Consider the following 25,486-nt stretch of genomic DNA (forward strand, 5'->3'; position numbering starts at 1 on the left):
GATCCGGCTGGCTGCGGAGGTCAGCGCGAGCGGCGCTTGAGGCGCTCGAGGTCGAGGATGATGACCGAGCGGGGCTCGAGGCGCAGCCAGCCACGCGAGGCGAAGTCGGCCAGCGCCTTGTTCACGGTCTCGCGCGAGGCGCCGACGAGCTGGGCCAGCTCCTCCTGCGTGAGGTCGTGGTTGACGTGGATGCCGTCGTCGGCCTCTCGACCGAAGCGGGCGGCGAGGTCGAGCAGCGCCTTCGAGACGCGGCCGGGGACGTCGGAGAACACGAGGTCGCCCACGACCTCGTTGGTGCGACGCAGGCGGCCGGCGAGCTGGTTCAGCAGGGCGTAGGCGACGTCGGGGTGCGACTGGAGCACCGGGTTGAGCGCACTGTGACCGAGGCTGCGCAGCTCGGTGTCGGTGACGGCGGTGGCCGTGGCCGAGCGCGGGCCCGGGTCGAAGAACGAGAGCTCGCCGAACATCTGGCCGGGGCCGAGGATCGCGATGAGGTTCTCGCGCCCGTCGACCGAGCGACGGCCGAGCTTGATCTTGCCCTCGATGACGACGTAGAGCTGGTCACCCTCGTCGCCCTCGCCGAACAGGACCTCGCCGCGACGCAGGGTCACCGGCGACATGGAGGACTCGAGCGCGCCGGAGGCGTCGTCGTCGAGGCCGTTGAACAGAGGAGCTTGGCGCAGAACATCATCGGTCACAGCGTTAGTTTCCCACATGCAACCCAGATCACACCCACCTTGGGCCCGCGCGTGTGTGATGTGTCCGGATACGGTGTTAGCGTGCCAGCCGAATCGACGCCCGCGACCACGCGTCCGGCCACGTCCCTCGTGCGGCGCGCACGCAAGATCAACCGGGTCCTGGCGCAGACCTATCCCGACGCCCGGTGCGAGCTCGACTTCGAGAATCCCTTCCAGCTGCTGGTGGCCACGGTGCTCTCCGCCCAGACCACCGACCGCCGCGTCAACGCGATCACGCCCACCCTGTTCACGGCGTATCCCGACGCCGCCGCGCTCGCCGGCGCCGACCGCGCGGCAGTGGAGGAGATCATCCGGCCCACCGGCTTCTTCCGTGCCAAGACCGAGAGCATCCTGGGCCTGTCGTCCGCGCTCGTCGAGCGCTTCGACGGCGAGGTCCCGGGGAGGCTGGGCGACCTCGTGTCCCTGCCGGGGGTCGGACGCAAGACCGCGAACGTCGTCCTCGGCAACGCCTTCGACGTCCCGGGGATCACCGTCGACACGCACTTCGCCCGCCTCGTGCGCCGGTGGGAGTGGGTCGACGAGGCGACCGCGAAGGATCCCGTGAAGACCGAGCACGCCGTCGGCGCCCTGTTCCCGCGCAGCGACTGGACGATGCTGTGCCACCACGTGATCTGGCACGGTCGCCGTCGCTGTCACGCGCGCGTGCCCGCCTGCGGCGCCTGCCCCGTCGCGCAGTGGTGCCCCTCCTACGGACTGGGGCCCACCGACCCCGAGGTGGCCGAGGCGCTCGTCACCACGCAGGGGCCCGCATGACCGACTCCTCCCACGCGGCCGCTCCCCTCGTCGGACTGCCGGAGTGGCTGCATCCGCTCGCCGAGATTCTCGACTCCGTCGAGGCCGAGCACCTGGCGCCCCGGTTCCCCCACCCGCCGCCGGAGGCTCGCCCGGCCGCCGTGCTGATGCTCTTCGCCGACGGCGAGCAGGGGCGCGAGCTGCTGCTCACCGAGCGCGCAGCCACGCTGCGCAGCCACGCTCGGCAGATCTCCTTCCCGGGAGGGCGGCAGGACGCCACCGACCGCGACCCCGTCCACACCGCGCTGCGCGAGGCGCAGGAGGAGGTCGGCCTCGACCCGACCGAGGTGGTCGTCTTCGGCTCCCTGCCCACGCTGTGGCTGCCGCCGAGCAACCACGCCGTGACACCCGTGCTCGGCTACTGGACCAGCCCGCGCCTCCTGCACGCGCACAGCCCCGCCGAGGTCGAGAAGGTGCTGCCCACGCCGCTCGACCTGCTGCTCGATCCCGACCGCCGCTTCAGCGTCGTGCACCCCTCGGGCTGGACCGGACCCGCCTTCGACATCGGCACCGACGTCCCGCTCTGGGGCTTCACCGCCGGCATCATCGCCCGTCTGTTCGAGCGTCTCGGGTGGGAGCGCCCCTGGGACGCCACCCGGACCCGACCCATCCCGGAGTGACATGAACTGGCTCGATGTCGTCCTGGTCGTGACGTTCGTGATCTACGCCTACGCGGGGTGGGTGCACGGGTTCGTCTCGAACGTCTTCTCCGGTGGGGGCCTGCTGCTGGGTTTCCTGCTGGGCATCGCCCTGGCGCCGCGGTTCTTCTCGCAGGGTGAGGGCGACCCGATGCAGGCGGTCATGTCGATCGTCCTGGTCTTCGTGGTGGCCGGGATCGGCAACTTCGTCGGCACGCTCATCGGGCGGTCGCTGCGCATCCGCCGCGGGCCGGGCCGCGCCGTCGACGCCGTCTTCGGGGCCGCCTTCGGCGCCGTCGTGGTGATGGCGGCCTCGTGGGCCCTCGGCTACGCGGTGAGCGCCTCCACGCTGCCGTACGTCAGCTCGGCGGTCCGCGACTCCTCGGTGCTCGCCCGCGTCGACCACCTGATGCCCGAGCGGGCCGGCGAGGCGCTCCGTGCGTTCACCGACACGCTCACCGGCGACGTCTTCCCGCGGTACCTCGATCCGTTCGAGACCGAGATCATCCCCGACACCGAGCCGCCGGATGACGCCACCTTGGCCCTGAAGTCGGTCCGCTCGGCCCGCCAGAGCGTCGTGCGACTGCTCGGCGAGGCCGAGTGCCGGCGCACGATCGAGGGCTCCGGGTTCGTCATCGCCCCGGAGCGCGTCATGACGAACGCCCACGTCATCGCCGGCGTCGACCGGCCCACGGTGACGCTGGGCGACCGGAGGCTCCAGGCGCGTCCGGTGTGGTTCGACACCCAGCTCGACCTCGCGGTCGTCGACGTCCCTGGACTCGACGGCACGCCGCTGCGCTTCGACACCGGGGCGCAGCAGGGTGACCCCGCCGCCGTGCTCGGCTTCCCCGAGAACGGCCCGTTCGACGCCCGCGCCGCACGCGTGCGTGGCCGGCTCGACCTCCGAGGGCCGGACATCTACGGCGACGGCCGCGTGGCGCGCGATGTCTTCTCGATCCGCTCGCTCGTCCGCTCGGGCAACTCCGGCGGCCCGCTGCTCTCGGCCCAGGGCGACGTCATCGGCGTGATCTTCGCGGCCTCGCTGTCCGATCCCGAGACGGGCTACGCCGTGACCGCCACCGAGACCCTGCCCGTCGCGCAGGCGGCGACGCGGGCCACGGCGACCGTGTCCACCGGGGCGTGCGCCTGATGCGCACCCTGGCCACCGCGTTGCTGTGGTGCGTCGCGACCCTGGCCACGTTCGTCGCGATCGGCGCCCAGTGGTCCGCGACGCACCTCCTGGACGAGAGCGGCTTCGTCGAGCTCACGTCGCGTGTCGGCGACGACCGCGAGGTGCAGGAGGCCGCCGCGGCGCTCGCCGGTGAGGCGTTCGCCGACCAGACCGGGCTGCCGATCGTGTGGCACGACCAGGTCGCCTCCGGGGTCAGCCGGGCGATCCTGCGCCTGACGGAGTCGCCGGACTGGAGCGAGGCCTGGCGCGCCACCACCCGCAGCACGCACCAGCGACTGTTCGCCGAGCCCACGCCCACCGACATCCGCGCCGACGTCGCCCCCTTGGTCGACCTGGCCATCGCCGAGGTGGACCTGCCGATCTCCCTGCCGGGGCCCGGCGAGCTGCCGGTCACCGTGAGCGACGAGGACCCGGCAGACCTCGTCGCCGCCGTCTCCCGAGCCCGCGACCTCACGATCGTGGCGGTGGGGACCGCGCTGATCGCCGCCGTGCTCGCGCTGGCGGCATCGCGCCGCCGCTCGACCACGCTGGCCGCGCTCGGCATCGGCGTGCTGGCCGCGGCGGCCGCCTGGTGGGTGCTCGGGCGCGTGGCCCTGCCGCAGTTCATCGAGGACCAGTCCGCGGCCACGGCCTACGGCCGCGAGCTGCACGAGGTGCTGACCGCGCGGATCGTGGCGTCGCTCGACGCGACCCTGGTGTGGGTGGCTCTCGGCGGCGCCGCGATGACGGCGCTGGGGCTGCTCAGCCGCGCGCGGCGGTCTTGACGCGCGTCCCCGGCGAGGGGGTGCCCGGCTTGAGTGCCGACGGGAGCTGGCGCACCGTGCCGATGGTGTTCTCGGGCGCGCGCACCTTCTTGAAGCGAGTCCAGGCCACGAGCACGAGCACGACCGCGAGCAGCAGGTAGAACGCCGTCACGATCAGGAACGCCCAGGCGGGGTGCAGCCCGGTCATCGTCAGGAAGTACGCCACGGTGATCGAGGCGAGGATCAGGACCAGCAGCAGCAGGAACGCGGCGACGGCCACGAGCGCGATGCCGATGCCTCCCGCCTTCACGCTGACACGCAGCTCCGACTTCGCCAGCGCGATCTCGTGCTGGACGATCGACGAGAGGTCGCGGGTCACGTCTGCGACGAGCCGTCCGATCGTGGGGTCGTCCGTGGTCTTCGTCATGGCCCGAGCGTACCCAAGTCCGGGCGCGGCGGCCCTTCGTGACCGCCGCACCCCCGGACTCGGGATCTCACTCCTGGTCGGCGGCCGGCTTCTTCAGGCCGGCGGTGATCAGGTCCATCACCGAGGAGTCGGCCAGGGTCGTCGCGTCGCCGACCTCACGGTTCTCGGCCACGTCGCGCAGCAGGCGACGCATGATCTTGCCCGACCGCGTCTTGGGCAGCTCGGGCACGACCATGATCTGGCGAGGCTTCGCGATCGGGCCGATCTCCTTGGCCACGTGGTTGCGCAGCGCGACGATCGCCTCGTCGGTGCCACCCGCCTCGCCGGCCGACTCACGCAGGATGACGAACGCCACGACCGCCTGGCCGGTCATGTCGTCCGACGCGCCCACGACCGCGGCCTCGGCCACGGTGGGGTGCGACACGAGCGCGGACTCGATCTCGGTGGTCGACAGCCGGTGCCCCGAGACGTTCATGACGTCGTCGACGCGACCGAGCAGCCAGATCGCGCCGTCGTCGTCCTTCTTGGCGCCGTCGCCCGCGAAGTACATGTTCGGGAAGCGCGCCCAGTAGGTGTCCTTGAACCGCTGGTCGTCGCCCCAGATCGTGCGCAGCATCGACGGCCACGGCTCGGTGAGGACGAGGTAGCCGCCCTCGCCGTTGCCCACCGGCTTGCCCTCGTCGTTCACGACCTCGGCGCTGATGCCCGGCAGCGGGCCCATGGCCGAGCCGGGCTTGGCGGTCGTCACGCCCGGGAGCGGGCTGAGCATGTGCGCGCCGGTCTCGGTCTGCCACCACGTGTCGACGATCGGCGTGCGGTCGCCGCCGATGTTCTTGCGGTACCAGACGTACGCCTCGGGGTTGATGGACTCGCCCACCGAGCCCAGGATGCGCAGCGTCGACAGGTCGTACTGGGCGGGGATGTCGTCGCCCCACTTCATGAACGTGCGGATCGCGGTGGGGGCCGTGTAGAAGAGCGTCACGCCCTTCTCGGCGATGATCTCCCACCAGCGGCCCTTGTGCGGGGTGTCGGGCGTGCCCTCGTAGAGCACCTGCGTGGCGCCCTCGGCCGTGGGGCCGTACACGATGTACGAGTGGCCGGTGACCCAGCCGACGTCGGCGGTGCACCAGAACACGTCGGTGTCGCGCTTGTGGTCGAAGACGGCGTCGAACGTGTAGGCACACTGCGTCAGGTAGCCGCCGCTGGTGTGCAGGATGCCCTTGGGCTTGCCCGTGGTGCCCGACGTGTACATGACGTAGAGCGGGTGCTCGGCGTCGAACGCCTCGGGGGTGTGGTCGGTCGAGGACTCGTCGACCAGCTCGTCCCACCAGACGTCGATGTCCTGGTCGAACGCGACCTCCTGGCCGGTGCGGCGCACGACGAGCACGTTCTCGACGGGGCTCCTGTCGCCGAGCTTCGCGATCGCCTCGTCCACGGCGGGCTTGAGGGCCGAGGGGCTGCCGCGGCGGTAGCCGCCGTCGGCGGTGATGACGAGCTTCGCCTCGCAGTCCTCCACGCGGCTGGCGAGCGCGTCGGAGCTGAAGCCGCCGAAGACCACGGTGTGCGGCGCACCCAGGCGAGCACACGCGAGCATGGCGATGACGGCCTCGGGGATCATCGGGAGGTAGATGGCCACGCGGTCGCCGGCCTCGATGCCGAGCTCGGTGATCGCGTTGGCGGCCTTGGAGACCTCGTCCTTGAGCTGGGCGTACGTGATGTCGCGGGTGTCGCCGGGCTCGCCGACGAAGTGGAACGCGACCTTGTCGCCCAGCCCGTTCTCGACGTGGCGGTCGACGCAGTTGTACGCGACGTTGAGCTTGCCGCCGACGAACCACTTGGCGAACGGCGGGTTCGACCAGTCGAGGACGTCCGTGAACGGGGTGTCCCAGGTGAGGCGGTTCGCCTGCTCACCCCAGAAGCCGAGGCGGTCCTGCTCGGCGCGGTCGTAGGCCTCGGCGGTGACGTTGGCGTTCGCGGCCAGGTCGGCCGGCGGCTCGAAGATGCGATCCTCGTGGGCGAGGTTGTCGATGCCGGTCTGAGTCACGAGTGGGCCTCCTGGCGCGGTGGGGGTTTCTGGTGTCGCAGGTCACAACTGCCGACGACTTTACGGTGCCCCATCCCGGCCCGTGTGCGCCAGACCACACCGACGAGCGGCCCCTGTCGTGCGGCGAGCGGTGCCCTCTCGGGCCTCTCCGCGCACCACCGAGCGGGGTTTCCCCTCGCTGTGCGGGGGAAGTTTCCCCCGCTCTGCGACGGTTTCCCCTGTTAACCGGGGAAACTTCACCTCAGCCAGCGCGAGAGCTCCTCGGCGAGGCCGTCGGCCTCGACCGGGCCGGTGACGGCGTCGGCGACGGCGATGAGCTCGTCGGGGGCCTGGCCCATGGCCACGCCGCGGCCGGCCCAGCGGATCATCTCGACGTCGTTGCTGCCGTCGCCGACGGCGAGGACGTCGGCGGCGGTCAGACCCATCGAGCGGCACACGACGTCGAGGCCCGACGCCTTCGAGACGCCCTCGGGCGCGAGGTCGAGCCACGCGGTGTAGCCGATGTAGTAGTTCGTGCCATCGAGGCCGAGGTCCCCGACCAGCTTCGAGAACTCGTCGCGGTCGTGGTCGGGGGCGCGCACGACCACGCGGGTGACGGGCTGCGACACCATGCGGTCGACCTCGTCGAGGATGATCTTCCCGGTGATCTCGCCCTTGGGGAACGCGCGGTTCACGCGGTAGCCGACGCCGACCTCCTCGACCGCCACGAGCGCCTCCGGCACCCGCTCGAGCACGCGCTTGACGGCCTCGCGGGCATCGAACGTGGTGGTGTGGACGACCTCGAACGGGTCGACGGAGAACACCACGGAGCCGTTGCTGGCCACCCCGAGGCCCTCGCGGAACCCCAGCTTGTCGAGCACGTCGTACACGCCCGGCACCGCGCGGCCGGTGGCGATGACCACCGGGACGCCCTGCTCGCGCAGGCCGAGGATCGCCTCCTTCACCGCAGGGCTGAGCTCGTTGCGGTGGTCGACGATCGTGCCGTCGACGTCGAGCGCGACGAGCCGCGGGCGCCAGGTCACGCCGACGCCTGACCGATCGGCCGCAGGACCTCGCCGAGGAACGGGTGCAGCGCCGCGGGGAGCCGGACCGAGCCGTCGGCCTGCTGGCCGTTCTCCAGCAGCGCCACGATCGTGCGGGTCATCGCGCACAGGGTGCCGTTGAGCGTGGCGACGTGCGAAGTGCTCTCGTCCGCCGCGCCGCGGGTGCGCACGTCGAGCCGGCGCGCCTGGAACTCGGTGCAGTTCGACGCCGAGGAGAGCTCGCGGTACTTGGCCTGCGTGGGGATCCACGCCTCGCAGTCGAACTTGCGCACGGCCGACAGTCCGAGGTCGCCGGCGGCGACGTCGACGACGCGGAACGGCAGCTCGAGCTTCGCGAGCCACGCCTTCTCCCAGCCCAGCAGCCGCTCGTGCTCGGCGGCCGCCTGGTCGAGCGTGGTGTAGACGAACATCTCGACCTTGTCGAACCAGTGCACGCGGAAGATGCCGCGGGTGTCCTTGCCGTACGACCCGGCCTCACGGCGGAAGCACGGGCTGAAGGCGGCGTAGCGTCGCGGCAGCGTCTCGGTCGGCAGGATCTCGCCACCGTGATAGGCCGCGAGCGGCACCTCGGAGGTGCCCACGAGGTAGAGGTCGTCCTTCTCCAGGTGGTAGACGTCGTCGGCCGCCTGGCCGAGGAAGCCGGTGCCCTCCATCGCCTGGGGCTTGACCAGGGCCGGGGGGATCATCGGCGTGAAGCCCCACTCGGCGGCCGTGGACATCGCCAGCTGCACGAGCGCGAGCTCGAGCTGGGCACCGACGCCCGTGAGGTAGTAGAACCGCGAGCCGCTGACCTTCGCGCCCCGCTCGACGTCGATGGCGCCGAGCAGCTCGCCCAGCTCGAGGTGGTCGCGCGGCTCGAAGCCCTCGGCGGCGAAGTCGCGCGGGGTGCCGATCTCCTCGAGCACGACGAAGTCGTCCTCGCCGCCCGGGGGCGCGTCGACGGTGGGGTTGGGCAGCGACTTCAGCTGCGCCTCGAACGCCTTGGCCGACTCGGCCTGGGCGGCCTCGGCCGCCTTGACCTCGGTGCTCAGCTCCTTCGTGCGCGCCAGCAGCGCCTGCTTCTCGTCGCCCTGCGCCTTCGGGATCTGCTTGCCGAGCTGCTTCTGCTCGGACCGCACGGCCTCGAACCGCACGATGGCGGCACGACGTGCCTCGTCGGCCGCGATGAGCTGGTCGACGACCTCGGGCGACTCGCCCCGGCGCTCCTGGGCGGCTCGCAGCAGGTCGGGTTCGTCGCGCAACAGTCGGGGATCGATCACCCCGCCAGCCTAGCGAGGCGCGACCGGCCGAGGCGTCCCGGCGCGGTTACGCTGGGCGGGCCCCATTTCTGACGAGAGGACCGCAGTGACGATCGACCTGCGCCGTGCCGATGGCGACCGGCCGCTCCTGCCGACCGCCCTGATGGTGATCGGCGGCGTCGTGTTCGTCGTCCTGACGATCCTGGTGTCGATCCGCTGGCAGCCGCTGATGGACCTCGACCAGGAGGTCGCCGAGTGGGCCTACGACGTCTCGGCGTCGCGCGCCTGGCTGGTCGACCTCCTCGACGTCGTCGCCATCGTCACCAGCAACTGGACCGTGGCCGTCGTGCTCGCCGTGCTGGCCGGGCTGCTGTGGTGGCGCAACGAGCGGCTCGTGGCGATCTGGGTGGTCGTCTCCGGTGTCGTGGTCCTGGCCGGCAACGCGCTGATCAAGCTCGCGGTGAAGCGCGAGCGTCCCGTGTGGGACCTTCCCCTGCACGAGATCGGCGGCTACTCGTTCCCCAGTGGCCACTCCGCGGGCGCCGGGCTGCTCTTCACCGTCCTGGCCCTGCTGACGATCGTGGTCACCGGCCGCGGGCTGCGCCGTCGCCTCTGGCTGACGCTGTGGGTCGTGCTGGCCCTCCTGGTGGCGGCCGACCGCGTCTTCCTCGGCGTGCACTTCCTCAGCGACGTCACCGCGGGCCTGTGCTTCGGCGTCACCGCCACGCTCCTGCTGTGGCAGCTCCTCGTCCACGGGCGCGGACGGCTGCCGTCCGAGCTCGCGGTCGTCACGGGCTCGGGCCGCCGCCGCGCCGCGGTGGTGCTCAACCCCGTCAAGGTCGGTGACATCGAGGACTTCAAGGCGAAGGTGCGCCAGGTCGGGGCGGCGCACGGCTGGGACGAGCCGCAGTGGTTCGAGACCTCCATCGAGGACCCCGGCCACGGCCAGACCCGCGCCGCGCTCGACTCCGACGTCGACCTCGTCATCGCGGCCGGTGGCGACGGCACGGTGCGCGCCGTGTGCGAGGAGGCGACCCGCTCCGGCGTCGCGATCGGCGTGCTGCCCCACGGCACCGGCAACCTGCTGGCGCGCAACCTCGACATCCCGGTGAACACCCGCGACGCCCTCGACGTCGTGTTCGGCGGCCAGGACCGCGCGATCGACCTGGCCAGCTTCACCACCGACGGCGGCACCGAGACCTCGTTCCTGGTGATGGCGGGCCTGGGCATGGACGCCATGATCATGACCGGCGTCAACGAGGACCTGAAGAAGCGCGTCGGGTACCTCGCGTACTTCGTCTCGGGCGTCAAGGCGATCACGTTCCCGCGCACCAAGGTCGAGATCACCCTCGACGACGACGAGCCGCGCCACTTCCGGGCCCGCACCGTGGTGATCGGCAACGTGGGCTTCCTGCAGGGTGGCATCCCCCTGCTGCCCGACGCGCAGATCGACGACGGGCTGCTCGACGTCGTGATCGTGGCGCCCAAGCGCTTCATCGGCTGGCTGTCGATCGTGGCTCGCGTGATCACCCGCCGCAAGACCAACGACGCGCGGCTGACCCGCCTGTGCGCCCAGCGGGTGCACGTGAAGGCCGAGAAGCCCGTGCCGATGCAGCTCGACGGCGACCCGGTGGGCGAGGGCCGCGAGATCACGGCCGAGATCCACCCGGGCGTCGTCCTGGTGCGGGTGCCCGCCGCGCTCGCCCCCGCCGAGTAGGACTCAGCCGCCGGGGACGATGGCCGTGATGATCGTGCCGTCGGCGCGACGGCGGCCCGACACCGGAGGCGGAGTGCCCTCGATCGCGGGACCCTGACCCTCCAGCGGCACCACCACGGGCTCGCCGGGCTTCACGGTGATCGAGCGCTTGCGCACGAAGAACGTGGGGTCGACGAGCCGGCCCTGCGCGTCGGGCTGCTGGTCCTCGACGAACAGCTCGAGCTCCTCGCGACGCACGGTGACCCGGACCCGGGTGCCGTGGAGCGTCACTCGGTAGGTCAGCTCGTCCCAGGCCTCGGGCAGGCGCGGGTCGATCGAGAACTCGCCCTGGTGGTCGCGGAACCCGCCGAAGCCGCTGGCCAGGACGCCCCAGACGCCCCCGGTCGAGGCCACGTGCACGCCGTCGGTGGCGTTCTTGTGGCGGTCGGCCAAGTCGACGAAGAGGGCGCCGAGGAAGTAGCGGTAGGCCAGGTCGCGGTACCCGACCTCGGCCGCGATGATCGACTGCACCACGGCGGACAGGGTGGAGTCGCCCGTGGTGATCGGGTCGTAGTACTCGAAGTTGGCGCGCTTCTGCTCCGACGTGAAGTGGTGGCCCTGCAGGTAGAGGGCCAGCACGACGTCGGCCTGCTTGATGACCTGGAACCGGTAGATCACCAGCGGGTGGTAGTTCAGCAGCAGCGGCCGCTTGTCCAGCGGCGTGTGGTCGAGGTCCCAGACCTCCCGCTCGAGGAAGTGCTGGTCCTGCGGGTGGACGCCGAGCGCCTCGTCGTAGGGGATCGCCATGTTGCGCGCGGCGCGCTCCCAGTCGGTGATCTCGTGGTCCTGCAGCGCGAGCCGGGTGAGCATCCGCTCGTAGGCGGTCACGTCGCGATCGGCGAGGCGCTTCACGGCGAACGCCGCCGCGCTGAGGTTGAACCGCGCCATGACGTTCGTGAACATGTTGTCGTTCACGACGGTGGTGTACTCGTCCGGACCGGTGACGCCGTGGATGTGGAACGTGCCCACCTCCTCGTCGCGCCAGAACCCCAGGTCGACCCACATCCGGGCGGTCTCGACGAGGATGTCGATGCCCTGGCGGATCATGAAGTCCTCGTCGCCCGTGGCGAGGTAGTACTGCGTCACGGCATACGCGATGTCGGCGTCGATGTGGTACTGCGCGGTGCCCGCGGCGTAGAAGGCCGAGGCCTCCTCGCCGTTGATCGTGCGCCAGGGGAAGAGGGCTCCCGACTGCGACATCTCCCGCGCGCGGCGCCGGCCCGCGTCGAGCAGGCTGTGCCGGAAGCGCAGGGCGTTGCGGGCGTGGTCGGGGTTCGTGTAGGTCAGGAACGGCAGGACGTAGACCTCGGTGTCCCAGAAGTAGTGACCGCTGTAGCCCGAGCCGGTGACGCCCTTCGCGGGGATGCCCGCGCCCTCCGCGCGTGCGCTGGCCTGCGCCACCTGGAACAGGTTCCAGCGAATCGCCTGCTGGATGGCGGCGTGCCCGGGGACCTCGACGTCGGAGCGGGCCCAGAAGTCGGCGAGCCACGCGGCCTGGTCCTCGTGCAGCTGCGCGACGCCGTCCTGCGCGGCGCGCTCGAGCGTGCGGCGGCAGCGGTCGACGAGCTCGCGCACCGGCACGCCGCGGGACGTGTGGTAGGCGACGAGCTTGGTGAGGCGGATCGTCTCGCCGGGCTTCGCCGCGATCCGGTACGTCAGCTTCGCCAGGTCGTCCTCGACCTGGACCCGGGTCGTGTAGTCCAGGGAGGTCTCGAGTCGGTGGTCGGCCGCGACGGCCAGGGTCATGCCGCTGTCCGAGCAACGGAAGCCCAGCGAGACCCGGCCCTGGTCGGCGTCACCCCAGCTGTGCTTCGGCTCGAGCACCCGGCGGTCGAAGCCCTCGGACTTGCGGGGGTCGTGTCCCTCGCCCATGGCCTTGGAGCGGACGTGGTACTCGTCCTCGCCGTCCTGGCGGTTGAGGATCTGCGACGAGATCGCGATGGGCGCGTGGTCGTCGAGCATCGTGATCTCGAACTCGAGCACCGCGAGGTGGCGCTGGGCGAACGACACCATCCGCGTCGCCACGACGCGCACGCGCTTGTTCGACGGGGTGCGCCACAGGATCTCGCGCCGCAGCACCCCCTCGCGGAAGTCCAGGGCGCGCTCGTACTCGAGCAGGTCGGCGACGCTCAGCAGCAGCGGCTCGTCGTCGACGTAGAGCCGGATCACCTTCGCGTCGGGGGCGTTGACGATCGTCTGGCCGACCCGCGCGAAACCGTAGGCCTCCTCGGCGTGGTGGATCTTCCACGTCTCGTGGAAGCCGTTCACGAACGTGCCGTGGGTGTGGGAGTCGCGGCCCTCGGTGACGTTGCCACGCATGCCGAGGTAGCCGTTGCCGACCGCGAACAGGGTCTCGGTAACGCCCAGGTCGGTCTGGTCGGGCTCGGTCTCGACGAGCCGCCACGGATCGGCGGGCCAGCGCGCGCGGTCGAGGAAGTCGTCGGCCACGGGAGCCTCGTGCGAGCTCATGCCGTCACCACCGTGGGCGTGCGAAGGTACGGACGGCTCACTCGCTGGGGCTCGCTCACAGGAGCTCCGCCAGGTCCGAGACGACCACGTCGGCACCGTTCTCGCGGAGCGTCTCGGCACCGGCGCCGCGATCGACACCGACGACGAGACCGAAGTCGCCGGCGGCGCCGGCCTGGACGCCGGACACGGCGTCCTCGAGGACGACCGATCGCTGCGTGGGAACGCCGAGGCGATCGGCGGCGGCGGCGTACGTGTCGGGACGGGGCTTGCCGGCGATGTGCTCCGCGGCGGCGACCTCACCGTCGATGATCACCTCGAAGCGCTCGGTGATGCCGGCGGCCTCGAGCACGGGCCGGGCGTTGCGGGAGCTGGACACGAGGGCGGCCCTGACGCCGCGCTCCTCGAGGGCGTCGAGCAGCCGGATCGAGCCGGGGTACGCCTCGACCCCCTCAGTGCGCAGCACCTCGCGGAAGTAGTCGTTCTTGCGGTTGCCGAGCGCGCAGACGGTCTCGGCCGCCGGGTCGTCGGACGGGTCGCCGTACGGCAGCTCGATGCCGCGCGACTCGAGGAACGAGCGCACGCCCTCGTAGCGGGGCTTGCCGTCGACGTAAGCGAAGTAGTCGGCGTCGGTGTAGGGCTCGGCGTCCGGGTGCCCCTCGAGGAAGTCGCTGAACATCCGGCCCCAGGCCGTCTCGTGGACCTCGGCGGTGGGGGTGATCACTCCGTCGAGGTCGAACAACGCGGCGTCGTAGTCGTTCCAGTCCACGCAATCAGCCTAGGGGCTGCACGGCGGTGACACCGAACCCCGTGACCGACGGCACGTCGATCCGACCGTCGATTCAGCGAATGGTGACCTGGCGGCTCACCAGGTCACGGCGGGCCGTTCGCTCGGCCGCGGACAGCTCGGCGGTCTGCGCCTTCGCCTCGTCCAGCACGGCGACGAAGTCCGGGACGGCGGCGTCCAGCTCGGTGGCCCCGACGCCGTCGAGCTCCCAGACGGGCACCAGCAGGCCGTGCGCGCGGAAGATGCCGATGAGCTTGGCACCGTCGCCGAGCGAGTCGGTGCCGGCGGCGCGCAGGCGGGCGAACGCGTCGAGCAGCGGGCCCTCCTCGTCGAGCATGATCCAGCGCAGGTAGGCGTGGTCGCCCATCTCGGTGACGTAGGCGGAGTCGGTGGCGGTCAGGCGCGTGGTGGGGGCCACGGTGGCGTTGGCCTCCTGGAGCGCCGACGCGGCCTCGGCCGAGCCGCGGTCCTCCTCGACGAGCCACCAGTCGAATCCGTCGTGCAGCTCGATCTCGAACGCGCCGTCGGGGTCGATGAGGTCCTGCAGGCGCGCGCCCACACCCGGGGGCGTCATGCGGATGGGCGTGCCCGGCTCGGTCTCGCGGGCCGTCTCGATCACGTGGGCCAGGTCGCGGCTGATGTCGCCGTGGTTGTGCATGACCTGCAGCCCCACCCAGATCTCGCCGTCGGGACGGACGAGCCCGGCGCCGGCGCCGGGCAGCAGGGAGCAGATCCGGACCGTTCCGCCGTCGCGCAGGCTCACCAGGGCCGTGGCCGACGGAACGAACTCGCGCATCGCGACCCAGTCACCCTCGGACGGGAGTCCCTCGAAGGTGCGTGCCACGAACGGCATGCGCTGCTTGGCCGGCTTGGTTCCTCGCGACTTCTTGCCCATGGCCGACACGGTATCCGTCGGCGGGGTAGGTCCGGCGCTCAGGCCAACGTGAGCTCGGCGCGCACGCAGGTGCCCTCGCTCAGGTCGACCGACCAGCTGTCGGCGACCCGGCTGATGATCGAGAGGCCGCGGCCGCCGAGGGAGTCCTCGTCGAAGGGGCGCGGCACGAGATCGGCGCCGGACCCGTGGCCGAAGTCGCGCACGCTCAGCAGCAGGTGACCGTCCTCGATCGCCCAGCCGATCTCCATGGCACCGTCGTGGTCGGGCGTGCCGTGGGCGACGGCGTTCGCGATCATCTCGCTCAGCACGATGAGGGCGTTGTCGATGGCCGCCAGATCGGTGCGGTTGCGGGTGAGGAACGCGGCGAGCTTCGTGCGGGCGATGCCCGGGGTGGAAGACTCGAAGGGCAGTCGCACGACGTCGCGACTCTCCACCATGGGTCCTCCTCCCAGCACGCCTCGGTCGACATGCGCCCGTCATGTGGGCAGGGCGCACCGTGCGCCACGACCACATGACTAGTAACAATTAACCATTCAACCGGCGGGGATTCAAGACCCCAGGGAAGGTGCTGCGTCCCATGAGTGACTTCCACGTACCCCACGTCACGGTCGCCGAGGTGCCCGATCCGCTGCCGCCGGACTGGGTCGTGCTGGACGTGCGGGAGCCCCACGAGTGGGCCGCCGGGCACGTCGAGTCGGCGTTGCACGTTCCGCTGGGACAGCTGCCGTTGCACGTCGGAGAGCTCGATCCGCAGCGACCCCTGCTGGTGGTGTGCCACCTCGGACACCGCTCGGCGCGCGCCACCGCCTGGCTGACCTCGATCGGCCACCACGCGGTGAACCTCGAGGGCGGGATGGACGCCTGGGAGGCGGCCGGTCGGCCCGTCGTGGCGTGAGCGACATCACGACTTTTGCACTCTTCTGGATGAGAGTGCAAGAATGCACTCCATGGCGCAGAGTGCAAGTTCGACCCGGCGCGAGCGGACGCTCGCGGCGATCGTGCGCTGTGCCCGCCAGCTGACCGATCAGTGCGGCCTCGACGGCTTCACGATGGAGGAGCTGGCCGAGGCGTCCGGCGTCTCGCGCCGGACCCTGTTCAACTACGTGCCCGGCAAGCTCGACGCCGTGCTCGGTCCCGACGAGCGCCCGGACGAGACGATCGTCTCGACCTTCCTGTCCGGCGGTCCGACAGGCGACCTCCTGGTCGACGTCAAGGAGCTCGTCCGTGCCTCGCTCGAGGCCGACGTGCCCGATCCGGCCGAGCTGGACGTGCTGCGCCGCACGCTGCGCCAGGACACCCGGCTCATGGAGGCGGTGCACGAGCGCTTCGTGGACCGTGCCCGGATGCTCTCCGAGGCGATCGCGCACCGCGAGGGCAAGGCCGTGGATCCGCTCGAGGTCCGACTCATCGGCAACCTGATCCTCACGTGGTGCGACACCGCCCTCGACGAGTCGCTCGCCGACCCGTCGCAGACGATGGCCCACCACTTCGACCGCGTCTTCACCGCGACGAGCGCCCTGTTCGGCACCCGTCGCGCCTGATCATCCGCCCACCCACCCCAGAGAGACCTTCATGGCAACCCTGCTCTACCGGCTCGGCAAGACCGCCTACCGGCGCTGGCCGATCTTCATCGCCGCATGGCTCATCGCCCTCATCGGCCTCGGTGCCGTCGCCGGCTACCTGTCCAAGCCGATGTCCAACACCTTCTCGATCCCCGGCATCGAGTCCGTCGAGGCTGCCGAGCTGCAGCAGGAGCTCTTCCCGGACGCCGCAGCGGTCGACGCGCCCAGCGCGACGATCGTGGTGGCCGCCCCCGAGGACGAGCAGCTGTCGGACGAGCCGCACGCGGCCACCGTGGCGACGCTCGTCTCCGAGCTGAACGCGCTCGAGGACGTCGCTGACGGCGTCGTCGGGCCGGTCGAGGCGGCGGCCGGGCTCGAGGCCCAGGCCGTGGGCGGTGTCGACCAGGCGCAGGAGCAGGCCACCGCGGCCGGCCAGCCGTTCGACCGCGACGCCGCACTGGCCCGGGCGACCGCGCAGATCGACGCGGCCACCCCGCTGTCGCAGGATGGCCGTGTGGGCACCGTCGCATTCACCTTCGACACCCCCACGGTCCTCGAGGTGACGCCCGAGATGCAGGACGAGGTCACCGAGGTCATCGACACGGCCCGCGACGCCGGCCTGACCGTCGAGGTCTCCGGATCGGCCATGCAGTCCATGGAGCCCGCCGGCGCCTCGTCGGAGCTGATCGGCATCGGCCTGGCCCTGGTGATCCTCGCCCTGACGTTCGGCTCGCTCGTGGCGGCGGGCATGCCGATCGTCACCGCCGGCATCGGCGTCGGCATCGGCCTCACCGCGATCACCGCGATGACGGCGGTCACCGAGGTCCCGTCGAGCACCACGGCGCTGGCCAGCATGCTCGGCCTCGCGGTCGGCATCGACTACGCCCTGTTCATCCTGGCCCGCTACCGCAGCGAGCTCGAGCACACCGACGACCGCCAGGAGGCGATGGGCATCGCCGTCGGCACCGCCGGATCGGCCGTGGTGTTCGCCGGCCTGACGGTGATCATCGCCCTCGTCGCCCTCAGCGTCGTCGGGATCTCGTTCCTGACGGCCATGGGCCTGGGAGCGGCCGCGACGGTCGCCGTCGCGGTGCTGGTCGCGCTGACGCTGCTGCCCGCCATCCTGGGCATGCTGAAGACGAAGGCCTTCTCGCTGCGGTTCCGCCGCTACACGCCGGCCCGCGAGGCCAACGGCCACGTCCTGAACCACGGTGTCCGCTGGGCGCGGTTCATCGGCAGGGCGCCGCTGGTGTGGGTGCTGCTGGTCGTCGTGGGGCTCGGCGCCCTCGCGATCCCGGTGAAGGACATGCATCTCGCGCTGCCGACGGACAGCACGGCCGCGGAGGACACCACCCAGCGCAAGGCGTCCGACCTCGTCACCGAGGCGTTCGGACCCGGCCGGCTCTCGCCGATGCTCGTGGTCGTCGACGCGCGCGGCGTGGAGGACCCCCAGGAGCAGCAGGCCGCCTACCAGGCCGTCACGGAATGGGCTGGCGGCCAGGAGGACGTCGCGAGCGCCATGATGGCGACCGGCAACGACAAGGGCGCGATGATCCTCCTGACGCCGTCGTCGGGCGCCGAGGACACCGCCACCGAGGAGCTGCTCCAGTCGCTGCGCGACGGCGAGCAGGCGATCGAGGACGAGACCGGAACGTCCATCGGCGTCACCGGGATGACGGCCATCCAGACCGACGTCTCGGAGAAGCTGGCCGACGCGCTGCCCGTCTACCTGGCGATCGTCATCGGCCTGGCCTTCGTGCTGCTGGTCATGGTCTTCCGCTCGCTGCTGGTGCCGCTCACCGCGACGCTCGGGTTCCTGCTGTCGGTGATGGCCACGCTCGGCGCGACCGTCGCGATCTTCCAGGAGGGCCTGTTCGGGATCTTCCCGGGCCAGCCCATCGTGAGCTTCATCCCGATCTTCCTGATCGGCGTGGTCTTCGGCCTGGCGATGGACTACCAGGTGTTCCTGGTGACCCGGATCCGTGAGGCCCACGTGCACGGCGCCTCGTACCGCGAGGCGGTCGTCGACGGCTTCCGCAACAGTGCCCGCGTGGTCACGGCGGCGGCGTTGATCATGACCTCGGTCTTCGCCGGCTTCATCTTCATCGACGAGCCGATCGTGCAGTCGATGGGCTTCGCGCTGGCGGCCGCGGTGATCTTCGACGCGTTCGTGGTGCGGATGGTGCTGATCCCCGCGCTGATGTACCTCATGGGCGAGAAGGCGTGGTACCTGCCGCGCTGGCTGGACCGGATCCTGCCCAACGTGGACATCGAGGGGGAGAACCTGCATCGTCCCCACCTGGAGGACCACTACGCCAAGGTGAACGCCTGATCCTCGGCCTGCACGGGCTGTCCACGGTGAATCCGTGGGCAGCCCGTCGTCGTCTCCGCGCCGGTCAGCGACCCCACACGCCGGGATCCCCGGGGTAGGACGGCGCGTTGGGCGGCACGACAGGCTGCGGGGCGGCAGGCGTGACGGGCGGATGCGCCGGCATCGCGGGGGCCGGATGCTGCGAGGTCGGCACGTACGGCGGGGGCGGGACCACGACGTAGGAAGGTGCGGGTGCGGGTGCGGGTGCGGGCGCCGGTGCGGGCAGCGGCGCACGGCGCCGCCGGAGTCCGCGACGCCGCGCGGACCATTCGACGAGCGCCCAGAAGACCAGGCACATCACCGTGGACGGGACGACCTCGTTCCAGAACCCCGCACCCTCGCCGCTGGAGTCGATCACGCCCATGATGTCGAGCGTCATCAGCACGACGTTGTTTGCCACGTGCAGGGCCACGGCGGCCTCGAGTCCGCCCGTGCGGATCGTGAGCAGTGCCGCGACGACACCGAAGGCGAAGACCGAGACGAGTCCCCAGAACGAGTAGAGGTGGCCGGCGGCGAACAGCAGGCTCGTGGCGACGACGGGGACCGCCGACCAGCGGGTCCACGAGCCGATCAGCTGCATCAGCCCGCCGCGGAACACGTACTCCTCGGCGGCGGCCTGGAACGGCACGACCAGTAGCACGACCAGGAGGGCGGCCAGGGCGCGCCCGTCGGGTGCCTCGACGCTGACGGGCTCGTCGCCCGCCGCGGCCACCAGCACCGAGAGGCCGAGCGCGGCCGCGACGACCACGAACGCCAGCAGGGTGCACCGGCCGAGCCACGACCAGCGCACGTGGCCCTCGACCGAGTGCAGGAAGCCGACGTGACGCCGCCACACGAGCGCGACGGCCAGGACGACGCACGGCAGCAGGGCCACGATCGTGGCGAGCTGGAAGAGCAGGAGTCCGGGGTCGTCGAGGGCGATGTCGGTGTCCGACGTGTCGAACCACGTGTCGAACGGCGTCCCGGAGGCGGCGACGGCGAGCGCGGCGACGATGACCAGGCCGACGACGAGCACGGTGTAGAGCAGGACCGCCAGGATCGCCGCCACCGGCAGCTTCCAGTGCGCGAAGTCGGGGGACTCACGCGCCAGTCGGGGATAGGACGTCGTCGAGGTGCTCACGGCCGCATCCTCACACAGACGAACGACGCCCCCGGCCCTGTGTCCACAGCTCGTGGAACCACAGGGGCGGGGGCGTCGCGACGCGAGGCGTCAGATCACTTCGCGGCGGCCTTGAGGCGCGAGCCGGCGCTGACCTTCACGCCGTAGCCGGCGGGGATGTCGATGGTCTCGCCCGTGGCGGGGTTGCGGCCCGTGCGAGCGGCGCGCTGGACGCGCTCGACCGAGAGGACACCCGGGATCGAGATCTTCTCGCCCTTGGCGACCGAGTCGATGACGAGCTCGGCGAAGGCGGTGACGAACTCGTCGACGTCCTTCTTGGTGCTGCCGGTCTTGGCGGCCAGCTCGGCCACGAGATCGTTGCGGGAAAGTGCCACGATTCTGCTCCTGAAATGGATGAAATGGGTACTGCGTCAGTCTAGGGATGACACGGGAGGGTCCGCCTGCCGGGGCCCCCCGGGCGTGTCGCGAGATTTCAGGGCCAATCGGGTGCGGGGAGCTCCGTGAGGGCTTCGATCGCGGCCAGGTAGTCCGCCCGGGGAACCTCGCGAACCCCCAGCGTCGCCAGGTGGTCGGTCTGCCACTGGGTGTCGATGAGCCACTCCGGGAGCACCGACATCCGCTCGACCAGGCCGACCAGCGCCGCCTTCGAGGCGTCGGTGCGGTGGTGGAACATCGACTCGCCTGCGAACAGGGCACCGATCCCCAGTCCGTACAGCCCTCCGACGAGCCGTCCGTGCTCGTCGCGGGTCTCCACGCTGTGGGCGTGACCCAGCTCGAACAGCCGGATGTAGGCCTTGCGGATCGCGGGGTTGATCCAGGCGCCCGGCCGGCGCGGGTCGGCACAGGCCGCGATCACCGCCTCGAAGTCCTGGTCCACCGTGATCGAGAACGAGCGCATCGAGCGCCGCAAGGAGCGCGAGACGCGCAGGTCGCCCGGCCCGAGGACGCCGCGGTCCATCGGCGACCACCAGAGCAGGCGCCTGCGGTCGGGCATCGGGAAGGCTCCGTGCCGGTAGGCGGCGATGAGGGTGGACGGCTCGAGGTCGGCCCCCGACGCGATGCAGTCCTCCTCGGGCCACTCCGCGGGCTCGAACGCCCACGGCGAGGGCGGCAGGGGGACCGGTCTCATGCGTCAAGCATGGAGGTCAGGTGGTCCTCGACGGCACCGCCCCATTCGGCCATTTCGTCGCGGGTGGCGGTCAGCAGCGCACGATGCCACGTCACGGCCCGGTTCACGGCGTGGGTGAAGCCCGAGGCCCGCCACAGCAGCTCGAACTCGGGCGGCTCGACCTCCCACACCTCGCACCAGGCGGGCGCGACGTCCTCCCACGCCACGGCGTCCTGCGACGTCACGACGCCGTAGGGCACGGAGAGCAGCTCGACCGCGTGGGCCCACATGCCGTCGCCGAGGTCGAAGAACGCGATGTCGTCGCCCGTGCCGTGCAGGTTCCACGGGTGCAGGTCGCCGTGCTGCCACGTGGACGGGACGGTCGACGCGGCGAGCACGGCGCAGGCGTCGACGAGCTCGGACCGACGCGCCCTGAGCTCCTCGATCCGCTCGGGCGAGACGCGACCGTCGTGGTCGACGGAGGGCTGCTCGTGGATCTCCAGCAGCCGGTCGAATCGCGCGACCACCGTCTCCGGACCCGCGTCCGGCAGCCCGGTGGCGAGCAGCTCGTCGCGATGACCGGCCAGGGCGCGCTGCACCCGGGCCGCCTGCGCGACCGCCCGGCACCAGTCCTGCGCCGTGGGCGTGCGCTGGTCGCCGACGGTGGGGCCGTGGTCGAGCGTGAGCATCCAGCCCCGCTCGCCGTCCACGGCCAGGGGCTCCTGCACCGCACCCGGCGCGAGGCGCGCCATCGCCTGCTGCAGTGGGGCCTCGAACGCCATCGCCGGGCACATGGCCTTGAACCAGATCCGCCCGGCATCCGTGGGGACGACGAGCTGGGTGGACCACGGCCGGATCCGGGGCTGCTCGATCTCACCGGTCACCGCGATCGCGTGATCGGCGAGCGCTGCCGTGAGCCACTCCACCGCGAGGGCGCGCCACTGGGGCGTCGCCACCTGCGTCGAGAACGGCTCCTGCGCCATGGCGCCACCCTAGGGGCGGCGGCGCGCTTGCGGCGAGTGAGCGGATTCGCTCAGGCTTCCTATGCTTGCCGCATGGGTATGAAGGACCGCATCGCCAAGGAGGCCGGCACCCGTGTCGTGCCCAACGTGGCCTCCGGGTACGTCCGCACGGTGCTCGACCGCGCCATCGACGGCGTCGGCCCGCTGCGTTCGGTGGCCGAGACGGCCGGGGCGAAGCTCGCGGCGCACGGCGGTGACGTCGAGAAGGCGGTCGCCGCACTGGTCCGCTCCCACACGAGCCTCGCGGGACTGCAGGGCTTCGTGACCAACCTGGGCGGCATCGCCCTCGCGCCGGTCAGCGTCCCGGCGAACGTCGTGGGCGTGACGATCGTGCAGTGCCACCTGGTGGCCAGCATCGCCCACCTGCGCGGCTACGACATCGAGGACCCCCGCGTGCGCAACGCCGTGCTCGCGGTGATGCTCGGCGAGGACACCGTCGCGGAGATGATCAAAAAGCAGACGCTGCCGTCCTCGCCCATGGCGCTCGCGACCTCGCCGATGCACGACCCGGTGCTCGACGACCGGATCGCCAAGGAGGTCACGGGCGAGCTCGTCGGCCGCACGATCGGTCGCCGCGCGCTCATGCTCGCGGGCAAGAAGATCCCGCTGCTCGGCGGCGCCGTCGGCGCGACCGCCGACGGCTTCGGGACGTGGCAGGTCGGCCGCTACGCCCAGGACGAGCTCAAGGATCGTCGCCTCCGTCGCTGAACCGGCACGTGGTCTCGATACGCCGCTCGCTGCGCTCGCAAGCTACTCGACCACCGGTGATCGAGTAGCAGGGCGAGGAACGAGCCCGCATATCGAGATCAGGCGAGGGCGCGGACGACCGCGGAGGGGCTCTCGCGGCCGAGCACCTGCGCCATCGCGACGCTCGCCCGGACGAGCGCCGGCAGGTCGACGCCGTGCTCGATGCCCAGGCCGTTCAGCATCCACACGAGGTCCTCGGTGGCGAGGTTGCCCGTCGCGCTCTCGGCGTAGGGGCAGCCGCCGAGGCCGCCGGCCGACGCGTCGAAGGTCGTGATCCCGCAGCGCAGCGCCGCGAGCGCGTTCGCCAGCGCCTGGCCGTAGGTGTCGTGGAAGTGCATCGCCAGCCGCTCGGCACCCACGCCGGCCGCGGCGAACTCCGCCACGAGCCGCGCCACGTGCGCGGCCGTGCCGACGCCGATCGTGTCGCCGATCGACAGCTGGGTCGCCCCGAGGTCGAGCAGGCGCGAGCCGACGCGCACGACCTGCGCGGGATCGACCGGGCCCTCCCACGGATCCCCGAAGCACATCGAGACGTAGGCCCGCACGTCCACGCCCGCGTCGAGGGCGCGCGCGACGACGGGCTCGAACATCGCGAACTGGTCCTCGACCGAGCTGTTGAGGTTCTTCCGCGCGAACGTCTCGGTGGCGCTGGCGAAGATCGCGATGTGCCGGACCCCGGCCTCCAGGGCGCGATCGAGTCCGCGCTCGTTCGGCACGAGGACGGGCAGCGGAACCGCGCCGTCCATCGGCAGCCGCGCCACGACCTCACCGGCGTCGGCGAGCTGCGGCACCCACTTCGGGTGGACGAAGCTGGTGGCCTCGACCACCGGCAGCCCGGCCGCGATGAGGTCGCGGATGAACGCGACCTTGGCGTCGACCGGGACGATGCCGGCCTCGTTCTGCAGCCCGTCGCGCGGACCGACCTCGTAGATCGTGACGCGCTCGGGCAGGGTGGGGTCTCGCTCGACCATCGGCAGTGCGTCCATCAGTCCTCCCCGGCCTCGACGTGGAACAACAGGTCCCCCATCTTCACCTGACGGCCCACCGTGGCGGCCACCACGGTGACGACGCCGGCGTGGGCGGCGGTGAGGGTCAGCTCCATCTTCATCGCCTCGACGGCACCGAGCCGCTGCCCGGCCTCCACCCGATCGCCCTGCTCGACCTCGACGGCGATGACCGTGCCGGGCATGGGCGCCGTGACCTCGGCGTCGCCGGCGTGGACGGCGCGCGGACGACGCGTGCCGTCGGGCCGCTCGAAGACGTGGGTCTCGCCCCGGACGGCCACCCACGCGCGGGCCCCGTCCGTCGTGGCCGGCAGGACGTGGTCGGACCACGTGGTGACCTCGTGCCGCTCGCCCTCCTCGTCGACCACGGGCAGCAGCAGCGGCGCCGGAGGGCCCGCCACGCGCCAGCCGTCCGCGGGCCGGGGCCACAGCAGGCGCGCCGCGCAGGCCGCCGCTGCCTCGGGCACGACCGGCAGCGACAGCAGCTCCTCGGGCGCCGTGTCGAGCCAGCCGGTGTCCATCCCGGCCGCACGGAACCGCGCCGAGTCGACCACGCGGCGCAGGAACCCGACGTTCGAGCGGATGCCGAAGACCGCCGTCATGTCGAGCGCCTCGACCATCGCGTCGACGGCCTCGTCGCGGTCGGCGCCCGTCGTGACGATCTTCGCGATCATCGGGTCGAAGGCGGCGCTCACGGTGGCCCCGTCGAAGTCCTCGATGACCGACTCCACGCGTGCGCCCGGCCACCAGACCTCGCGGATCCGGCCGGCCTGGGGCAGGAAGCCCGCGTAGGGGTCCTCGGCGTAGACGCGCACCTCGACGGCGTGGCCGTGCTCGGTGATCTCGTCCTGGCGCAGTGGCAGCGGCTCGGCCGCCGCGACCGCCAGCTGCCAGTGCACGAGGTCGGTGCCGGTGACCTCCTCGGTGACGGGGTGCTCCACCTGCAGTCGCGTGTTCATCTCGAGGAAGTACGCCTCGTCGCCGTGCACGAGGTACTCCACCGTGCCGGCGTTGACGTAGCCCACCTCGCGGCACAGGGCGACCGCGGCGGAGCGGATCCGCTCGCGCACCTCGGGGTCCAGCCCCGGCGCCGGAGCCTCCTCGACGACCTTCTGGTGGCGTCGCTGCACCGAGCAGTCGCGGTCGAGCAGGTGCACCACATGACCGTGGCGGTCGCCGAAGACCTGGACCTCCACGTGGCGGCCGCCCTCGACGTACCGCTCGATCAGCAGCGTGTCGTCGTCGAACGCGGCGCGGGCCTCGCGCGCGGCGGTGGCCAGGGCGTGGCCGAGGTCCTGCGGGTCGCGCACGACGTGCATGCCCTTGCCCCCGCCACCGGCCGCGGCCTTGACGAGCACGGGAAAGGCGTCGGTCGGGACCGCGTCCGGCTCGTAGCGCGGCATGACCGGAACCCCGGCCCGCTCGGCGACCTCGCGCGCGCGGTCCTTGCGGCCCATCAGCTCGATGACGTCGGCGTCCGGCCCGACGAAGACCAGCCCCGCCTCGGTGACGGCGCGCGCGAAGGCGGCGTTCTCGGAGAGGAAGCCGTACCCGGGGTGGACGGCGGCGGCGCCGGCCTCGCGGGTGGCATCGACGATGGCGGCACCGTCGAGGTACGACGGCACCTCGACCGCGGCGTCGGCCCACGGGAGGTGCGCGGTGTCGCCGGCGACGTGCACCGCGATGCCACGGATGCCGAGCTCGCGGCACGCCCGCAGCACGCGGGCGGCGATCTCGCCACGGTTGGCGACCAGCACGGAGTCGAGGGTCATG

Annotated in this window: 24 protein-coding genes; 9 read left to right on the forward strand and 15 right to left on the reverse strand. The window is 71.6% G+C overall.

The genetic code is table 11. The features are described from left to right. Window positions 1-20: 20 nt before the first annotated feature. Window positions 21-698, reverse strand: a complete 678-nt coding sequence (locus tag B5D60_RS07300) for a Crp/Fnr family transcriptional regulator (RefSeq protein WP_231948991.1) — start codon at window positions 696-698, stop codon at window positions 21-23. Window positions 699-779: 81 nt separating this feature from the next. Between B5D60_RS07300 and nth the strand changes: the two genes are divergently transcribed. The 4 genes from nth to B5D60_RS07320 are packed head-to-tail and all read left to right on the forward strand — an operon-like array spanning window position 780 to window position 4,144. Further along, window positions 780-1,511, forward strand: a complete 732-nt coding sequence (gene nth / locus B5D60_RS07305; protein ID WP_153302905.1) for an endonuclease III — start codon at window positions 780-782, stop codon at window positions 1,509-1,511. Next, window positions 1,508-2,170, forward strand: coding sequence for an NUDIX hydrolase (locus tag B5D60_RS07310; protein WP_078699540.1), 663 nt, complete (start codon window positions 1,508-1,510; stop codon window positions 2,168-2,170). Before nth ends, B5D60_RS07310 begins: the two co-directional genes overlap by 4 nt. Window position 2,171: 1 nt before the next feature. Then, on the forward strand, window positions 2,172-3,338 hold the full coding sequence (locus B5D60_RS07315; RefSeq protein WP_078699541.1) for a MarP family serine protease: 1,167 nt from the start codon (window positions 2,172-2,174) through the stop codon (window positions 3,336-3,338). Further along, window positions 3,338-4,144 carry a hypothetical protein gene (locus B5D60_RS07320; protein ID WP_153302906.1) on the forward strand — a complete coding sequence of 269 codons (807 nt, stop codon included), beginning with the start codon at window positions 3,338-3,340 and terminating at the stop codon, window positions 4,142-4,144. Before B5D60_RS07315 ends, B5D60_RS07320 begins: the two co-directional genes overlap by 1 nt. Here the strand turns inward: B5D60_RS07320 and B5D60_RS07325 are convergent. From B5D60_RS07325 to serS, 4 genes are all read right to left on the reverse strand, one after another. Beyond that, complete coding sequence (locus B5D60_RS07325) at window positions 4,122-4,550, reverse strand: phage holin family protein (RefSeq protein ID WP_078699543.1); 429 nt, start codon at window positions 4,548-4,550, stop codon at window positions 4,122-4,124. The two genes, B5D60_RS07320 and B5D60_RS07325, sit on opposite strands and share 23 nt — an antisense overlap. Window positions 4,551-4,617: 67 nt before the next feature. Continuing rightward, window positions 4,618-6,594, reverse strand: a complete 1,977-nt coding sequence (acs, locus tag B5D60_RS07330; RefSeq protein WP_078699544.1) for an acetate--CoA ligase — start codon at window positions 6,592-6,594, stop codon at window positions 4,618-4,620. Between the two features lie 236 nt (window positions 6,595-6,830). Further along, window positions 6,831-7,616: an HAD family hydrolase gene (locus B5D60_RS07335; protein WP_078699545.1), complete on the reverse strand. Its 786-nt coding sequence runs from the start codon at window positions 7,614-7,616 to the stop codon at window positions 6,831-6,833. Further along, window positions 7,613-8,896, reverse strand: a complete 1,284-nt coding sequence (serS, locus tag B5D60_RS07340) for a serine--tRNA ligase (protein WP_078699546.1) — start codon at window positions 8,894-8,896, stop codon at window positions 7,613-7,615. The genes B5D60_RS07335 and serS overlap by 4 nt, the downstream gene beginning before the upstream one ends. 85 nt (window positions 8,897-8,981) lie before the next feature. Here serS and B5D60_RS07345 point away from each other — a divergent pair, with 85 nt between their 5' ends. Further along, window positions 8,982-10,592, forward strand: coding sequence for a YegS/Rv2252/BmrU family lipid kinase (locus B5D60_RS07345; protein ID WP_078699547.1), 1,611 nt, complete (start codon window positions 8,982-8,984; stop codon window positions 10,590-10,592). 3 nt (window positions 10,593-10,595) lie between these two features. Here the strand turns inward: B5D60_RS07345 and B5D60_RS07350 are convergent, their stop codons facing one another. The 4 genes from B5D60_RS07350 to B5D60_RS07365 all read right to left on the reverse strand — a co-directional run bounded on the left by B5D60_RS07350 (window position 10,596) and on the right by B5D60_RS07365 (window position 15,216). Further along, window positions 10,596-13,100, reverse strand: a complete 2,505-nt coding sequence (locus B5D60_RS07350) for a glycoside hydrolase family 65 protein (protein ID WP_078699548.1) — start codon at window positions 13,098-13,100, stop codon at window positions 10,596-10,598. A 55-nt stretch (window positions 13,101-13,155) separates the two neighbouring features. After that, complete coding sequence (locus tag B5D60_RS07355; RefSeq protein ID WP_078699549.1) at window positions 13,156-13,866, reverse strand: HAD family hydrolase; 711 nt, start codon at window positions 13,864-13,866, stop codon at window positions 13,156-13,158. A gap of 73 nt (window positions 13,867-13,939) precedes the next feature. After that, on the reverse strand, window positions 13,940-14,779 hold the full coding sequence (locus tag B5D60_RS07360; protein ID WP_078699550.1) for a DUF5926 family protein: 840 nt from the start codon (window positions 14,777-14,779) through the stop codon (window positions 13,940-13,942). A gap of 38 nt (window positions 14,780-14,817) precedes the next feature. Beyond that, window positions 14,818-15,216: an ATP-binding protein gene (locus tag B5D60_RS07365; RefSeq protein ID WP_078699551.1), complete on the reverse strand. Its 399-nt coding sequence runs from the start codon at window positions 15,214-15,216 to the stop codon at window positions 14,818-14,820. A 140-nt stretch (window positions 15,217-15,356) separates the two neighbouring features. Here B5D60_RS07365 and B5D60_RS07370 point away from each other — a divergent pair, with 140 nt between their 5' ends. The 3 genes from B5D60_RS07370 to B5D60_RS07380 are packed head-to-tail and all read left to right on the forward strand — an operon-like array spanning window position 15,357 to window position 18,673. After that, complete coding sequence (locus B5D60_RS07370) at window positions 15,357-15,674, forward strand: rhodanese-like domain-containing protein (RefSeq protein WP_078699552.1); 318 nt, start codon at window positions 15,357-15,359, stop codon at window positions 15,672-15,674. 52 nt (window positions 15,675-15,726) lie between these two features. Then, window positions 15,727-16,320, forward strand: a complete 594-nt coding sequence (locus B5D60_RS07375) for a TetR/AcrR family transcriptional regulator (protein ID WP_172806288.1) — start codon at window positions 15,727-15,729, stop codon at window positions 16,318-16,320. Between the two features lie 31 nt (window positions 16,321-16,351). Continuing rightward, window positions 16,352-18,673 (forward strand): MMPL family transporter, encoded by a 2,322-nt coding sequence (locus tag B5D60_RS07380; protein ID WP_078699554.1) that lies wholly within the window; start codon window positions 16,352-16,354, stop codon window positions 18,671-18,673. 64 nt (window positions 18,674-18,737) lie between these two features. Here the strand turns inward: B5D60_RS07380 and B5D60_RS07385 are convergent, their stop codons facing one another. From B5D60_RS07385 to B5D60_RS07400, 4 genes are all read right to left on the reverse strand, one after another. Beyond that, window positions 18,738-19,832 carry a CPBP family intramembrane glutamic endopeptidase gene (locus B5D60_RS07385; protein ID WP_078699555.1) on the reverse strand — a complete coding sequence of 365 codons (1,095 nt, stop codon included), beginning with the start codon at window positions 19,830-19,832 and terminating at the stop codon, window positions 18,738-18,740. Between the two features lie 95 nt (window positions 19,833-19,927). Beyond that, a complete protein-coding gene (locus tag B5D60_RS07390) occupies window positions 19,928-20,206 on the reverse strand; it encodes an HU family DNA-binding protein (RefSeq protein WP_078699556.1) in 279 nt (92 codons plus the stop codon). A gap of 98 nt (window positions 20,207-20,304) precedes the next feature. Next, complete coding sequence (gene aat / locus B5D60_RS07395) at window positions 20,305-20,961, reverse strand: leucyl/phenylalanyl-tRNA--protein transferase (protein WP_078699557.1); 657 nt, start codon at window positions 20,959-20,961, stop codon at window positions 20,305-20,307. Then, entirely contained in the window at window positions 20,958-21,923 is a 966-nt protein-coding gene (locus B5D60_RS07400) for a phosphotransferase (protein WP_078699558.1), read from the reverse strand. The genes aat and B5D60_RS07400 overlap by 4 nt, the downstream gene beginning before the upstream one ends. Before the next feature lie 72 nt (window positions 21,924-21,995). On the opposite strand from B5D60_RS07400, the gene B5D60_RS07405 reads away from it, so the two are divergent. Further along, entirely contained in the window at window positions 21,996-22,670 is a 675-nt protein-coding gene (locus B5D60_RS07405) for an EcsC family protein (protein ID WP_078699559.1), read from the forward strand. 98 nt (window positions 22,671-22,768) lie between these two features. Here B5D60_RS07405 and B5D60_RS07410 read toward each other — a convergent pair whose 3' ends face one another. Next, on the reverse strand, window positions 22,769-23,695 hold the full coding sequence (locus B5D60_RS07410) for a hydroxymethylglutaryl-CoA lyase (protein WP_078699560.1): 927 nt from the start codon (window positions 23,693-23,695) through the stop codon (window positions 22,769-22,771). Continuing rightward, the gene (locus B5D60_RS07415) at window positions 23,695-25,485 is read right to left on the reverse strand and encodes an acetyl/propionyl/methylcrotonyl-CoA carboxylase subunit alpha (protein ID WP_078699561.1); all 1,791 of its coding nucleotides are present in this window, start codon (window positions 25,483-25,485) and stop codon (window positions 23,695-23,697) included. Before B5D60_RS07415 ends, B5D60_RS07410 begins: the two co-directional genes overlap by 1 nt. Window position 25,486: the final 1 nt, after the last annotated feature.

It is taken from the genome of Aeromicrobium choanae (assembly GCF_900167475.1).
Lineage (GTDB): Bacteria > Actinomycetota > Actinomycetes > Propionibacteriales > Nocardioidaceae > Aeromicrobium > Aeromicrobium choanae.

Excerpts from the sequence above, each read along its gene's own strand:
- B5D60_RS07325 (WP_078699543.1), bottom strand. The coding sequence starts at position 4,550 with ATGACGAAGACCACGGACGACCCCACGATCGGACGGCTCGTCGCAGAC.
- aat (WP_078699557.1), bottom strand. The coding sequence starts at position 20,961 with ATGAGACCGGTCCCCCTGCCGCCCTCGCCGTGGGCGTTCGAGCCCGCG.
- B5D60_RS07405 (WP_078699559.1), top strand. The coding sequence starts at position 21,996 with ATGGGTATGAAGGACCGCATCGCCAAGGAGGCCGGCACCCGTGTCGTG.
- B5D60_RS07400 (WP_078699558.1), bottom strand. The coding sequence starts at position 21,923 with ATGGCGCAGGAGCCGTTCTCGACGCAGGTGGCGACGCCCCAGTGGCGC.
- B5D60_RS07380 (WP_078699554.1), top strand. The coding sequence starts at position 16,352 with ATGGCAACCCTGCTCTACCGGCTCGGCAAGACCGCCTACCGGCGCTGG.
- B5D60_RS07310 (WP_078699540.1), top strand. The coding sequence starts at position 1,508 with ATGACCGACTCCTCCCACGCGGCCGCTCCCCTCGTCGGACTGCCGGAG.
- B5D60_RS07365 (WP_078699551.1), bottom strand. The coding sequence starts at position 15,216 with ATGGTGGAGAGTCGCGACGTCGTGCGACTGCCCTTCGAGTCTTCCACC.
- B5D60_RS07320 (WP_153302906.1), top strand. The coding sequence starts at position 3,338 with ATGCGCACCCTGGCCACCGCGTTGCTGTGGTGCGTCGCGACCCTGGCC.
- B5D60_RS07410 (WP_078699560.1), bottom strand. The coding sequence starts at position 23,695 with ATGGACGCACTGCCGATGGTCGAGCGAGACCCCACCCTGCCCGAGCGC.
- B5D60_RS07370 (WP_078699552.1), top strand. The coding sequence starts at position 15,357 with ATGAGTGACTTCCACGTACCCCACGTCACGGTCGCCGAGGTGCCCGAT.
- B5D60_RS07360 (WP_078699550.1), bottom strand. The coding sequence starts at position 14,779 with ATGGGCAAGAAGTCGCGAGGAACCAAGCCGGCCAAGCAGCGCATGCCG.
- B5D60_RS07315 (WP_078699541.1), top strand. The coding sequence starts at position 2,172 with ATGAACTGGCTCGATGTCGTCCTGGTCGTGACGTTCGTGATCTACGCC.
- B5D60_RS07375 (WP_172806288.1), top strand. The coding sequence starts at position 15,727 with ATGGCGCAGAGTGCAAGTTCGACCCGGCGCGAGCGGACGCTCGCGGCG.
- B5D60_RS07415 (WP_078699561.1), bottom strand. The coding sequence starts at position 25,485 with ATGACCCTCGACTCCGTGCTGGTCGCCAACCGTGGCGAGATCGCCGCC.
- B5D60_RS07350 (WP_078699548.1), bottom strand. The coding sequence starts at position 13,100 with ATGAGCTCGCACGAGGCTCCCGTGGCCGACGACTTCCTCGACCGCGCG.